The sequence below is a fragment of the Bowmanella dokdonensis genome (genome assembly GCF_017254865.1).
GTDB lineage: Bacteria > Pseudomonadota > Gammaproteobacteria > Enterobacterales > Alteromonadaceae > Bowmanella > Bowmanella dokdonensis.
In genome coordinates, this window is the sequence record NZ_JAFKCV010000088.1 from 1 (window position 1) to 463 (window position 463).

Annotated in this window: 1 protein-coding gene; it reads left to right on the forward strand. The window is 56.8% G+C overall.

What is annotated here, in order from left to right:
- Window positions 1–248: 248 nt before the first annotated feature.
- Window positions 249–463: hypothetical protein (locus J0A66_RS21670; RefSeq protein ID WP_206575933.1), on the forward strand; the 215-nt coding region annotated here is incomplete at its 3' end.

Sequence of the window (463 nt, forward strand, 5' to 3'; positions counted from 1 at the left end):
GGTGACCGCCCCCAAGGGTTGCTAAAGTGTACGGGTTCGGTGACCGCCCCCAAGGGTTGCCATTTGTACGGGTTCGGTGACCGCCCTGAAGGGTCCCTTAGTGGAATCACGGCATCTTGCTGTTGGGGATCGTAGCAGAAATTTAAAATTTTCCTACGCTCACCAAGATCCATCTATGGAGTCTACTAGCAACGAGGGGAAAGGAGTGGATCTACATACCCTTGTAGATCGCGAGCGGAAGCGTTCCAATGAACGTGGATGACGGAGTCGTACTCGCCGTGATCCAAATCACCGATGACCGAGTGCCGAACGGACGGCACCTCCGCGTTCAACACACGTACGGTGCAGCACGTCTCCTCCTTCTTGATCCAGCAAGGGGGGAGGAGAGGTTGATGGAGATCCAACAGCACGACGGCGTGGTGGTGGATGTAGCGGGTCTCCGGCAGGGCTTCGCCGAGCTTCT